General features: G+C 56.1%; 1 protein-coding gene and 4 pseudogenes. All 5 read right to left on the reverse strand.

All coding sequences use genetic code 11. The annotated features are described in order from the left end of the window. A partial coding sequence (locus tag BLX89_RS23680; RefSeq protein WP_143523755.1) for a transposase occupies positions 1–336 on the reverse strand: 336 nt, incomplete at its 3' end. Positions 337–623: 287 nt separating this feature from the next. Then, a pseudogene (gene istA / locus BLX89_RS23685) lies at positions 624–1,126 on the reverse strand (IS21 family transposase); the annotation flags it as partial. A 602-nt stretch (positions 1,127–1,728) separates the two neighbouring features. Beyond that, positions 1,729–1,908, reverse strand: a pseudogene (locus tag BLX89_RS23695) (SDR family NAD(P)-dependent oxidoreductase); the annotation flags it as partial. 5 nt (positions 1,909–1,913) lie between these two features. Next, positions 1,914–2,033 (reverse strand): annotated as a pseudogene (locus tag BLX89_RS24530) (IS110 family transposase); the annotation flags it as partial. A gap of 144 nt (positions 2,034–2,177) precedes the next feature. Continuing rightward, positions 2,178–2,351 (reverse strand): annotated as a pseudogene (locus BLX89_RS23705) (ATP dependent DNA ligase); the annotation flags it as partial. Positions 2,352–2,623: the final 272 nt, after the last annotated feature.

Genomic DNA, 2,623 nt, shown 5'->3' on the forward strand with positions numbered 1-2,623 from the left:
TTGCGGCGCGACACCCACCGAGTGATCGCCCTTCTTCGGCAGACCGGTATCATCGATCACCAGAAATGCACTGGATGCACCAACGATCCTGTCTGCCTGTCGCGCAAGCTCGGTCTCAAGAGGAACAGCATCCCAAAGGCCGTCGGAAATGAAATGGTGCAAGCGGTCATACTGGCCTGGAGCAAACCGTTCCGCCATCGGCTCGATACTCTTGCGGTCACCGGGGCCAATGAGCCCGGAGACGTAAAGAGGGCACATCTGTCGCCGCTTCTTGTGTCCGAGCTTGTCCAGAAATGGCTGCAAAAATGCTGAAAGCTCCGCATCCCAATCTGCCATGTTGCGCTCCCAATGAAGAGAGCGCAAATCATCTCAAACCAGCCTTGCCTCAATCTGCCAAAGTAGTGCTAGAGCGCGCCGCTTTACTTGGAGTTATCCGCACGTTTTAAGCTAGTTTGCGCATTCTTGCGGCTCAAACAGCGTGAGCTCTACCGTCTTCAGCTGATAGGCAACGGACCTGACCTCCCGCTCGGCCGTCTCTGCCTTAAGGAGCTGCTACTTGATGGGCATGGCGGCTTCGAAGGCAGGTGAGCCTTGTTCCGTCAGCTCGCCAACGGCTTGGGCCACCGTTTGGCATATTCGACAAATCCATCAAAGGACCGTGTGACCGGTATGAGAGCCTGAGCCTCTTCCGCCCAGATGTCGGCATTCGTGCCGCGCATCTGGCCATGCGGTGTCATTGCCCAGAACGCCTTGCAACGCTCTTCCAGCCAGTCATTCAGCTCATCGAGCGCGGCAAAACGGGGAATGGGCTGCCACAGCCTGTGGCGAGCATCCTGGACATTCTTCTCGACCTGTCCCTTCTCCCATCCAGACGCTGGATTGCAGAACTCGGGCTCGAATAGATAGTGGCTGGCCATTGCCTGGAAATGGATGTTGACATCCCGCTCCGTGCCGCGACCGACCTTGTCTATTGCGGTGCGCATGTTGTCGTAGATGCCACACCTTGGAATGCCACCGAAACACGGAAGTCATGGTTATGAGCGTCGAACAGCATTTCGTGAGTCTGAAGGAGGTAGGCACGGACGATGAAGGCCCTTGAGTAGCTGAGCTTGGCATGGGCCACCCGTCGCCGTCAATCAGGATTACACGCATGAACATCGATGACTTCGCTGCCGAAACTGGCCTTCGTCCTGTAAAAGTGTTTCCATGGTCAGCTGCGTGGATGGGTATCACCATGGGACGCCTTGGTGGTCTGTAGAACCGCTTCTCGATCGAGGCGGAGGGGCGTTATCAGTGGGCGAACACGCTCGCCTTGCGAGTGGTCGATACCTTCGACGGCGGCGAGAGAGGCCGCGCCCGTTAAAGCTTGGCGTCGAATACATTCAGCGTCGTATTTCAAGCTTCGTCGGCGACGCATGCGCCGTCATTCGGCAGGGCTTTCAGCGGTTATCGAAATGACTGGAGGATTGCTCAGCCGGTATGGCAGTTATCGCGTCAGGGGCCACCCGCCATTGAGCCCACGACGACCATGACCAGAGCGTCGACGTCGATCTCGCCATTGACGGTGACCGTCTCGCCCGTCCGCTTCACGTTGATTTTTCCGGGTTCTCCGCGGCTTGCCTTTCCAACTCTTGGACGACAGCGCTGATTGCTTTTTTCTCGAACGGCTGTCCGTCACTCATATCGCCGGTACCCATTTCCAAAACGTTCCTCCATGCGCTCTGGGTTGATCCCAGGCGTATCGATAGATGCCGGGTAGACATCGCAGATATGGACGTTCGGATGGTCGGAAAGTTTGCCCCTCAGCGCTTCCGAAAATCCCTTCAGCCCAAACTTGCTAGCGCTGTAGGCGGTGGCATAAGGTGCGGCCGCAAATCCGCCCAGCGAGATCATGTTGATGAATATCCCCTGATCCTAATCATCTCCCTTCGCCGAAGTTGGCGTCGCAGTGTAGGTTCTTCAGCGTCGTCGACACCGTGCAACTGAAACACGTTTTTAGACGTGTCCATGCCAATTCTTGCAATAGGCTTCATGGCAAGCGCTCCTCTCGCTCGTAGCTCCATGACATTAATGCCACGGAACGCTGAGGTCTCAGAGCCGTCCACACACCAACACATGGCAGCAATCCCTTCCGTTGCGACCGAATGCAGTTTGTACCGGCGTGTTGCGCCGGCTCTCTAATCGAGCTTGTAAACGTCGGCATTGTCCTGACGTTCCCGCAAGCCCTTGTAGGATGGATGGCGCAGTTTGCCATCCCCGGTCCACGCCCGAAACTCGATCTCGGCGATCAGCGTGGGCTCCACCCAGACAATGTCGGCTTTCCCGGGATAGGGAACGGGCGGCTGCTCACGAACGAGAAGATATACAACGCGACCCAACGGGTCGGGCTCTGGAATTGGACAGGCAACAACCTGGATGTTCTGGACGAAGCGAAACCAAGCCGGTGCTAGTCTGATGTCGACATCTCTGCAGTTTCCCAATCTCCCATCGTTTAGCTTTCTGAACAAACGTGTCGTAAGTTCGTATCTGTTCAAGAGCTTAAAAACCCGACCAAGAACCCAATTTCCCACGAGAGCATTGCGTGATGAGGACGGGTGCCATATATGTAGGTATGTTCCTACAT

Origin of the sequence: Pararhizobium arenae, assembly GCF_001931685.1 — a bacterium.
GTDB lineage: Bacteria > Pseudomonadota > Alphaproteobacteria > Rhizobiales > Rhizobiaceae > Pararhizobium > Pararhizobium arenae.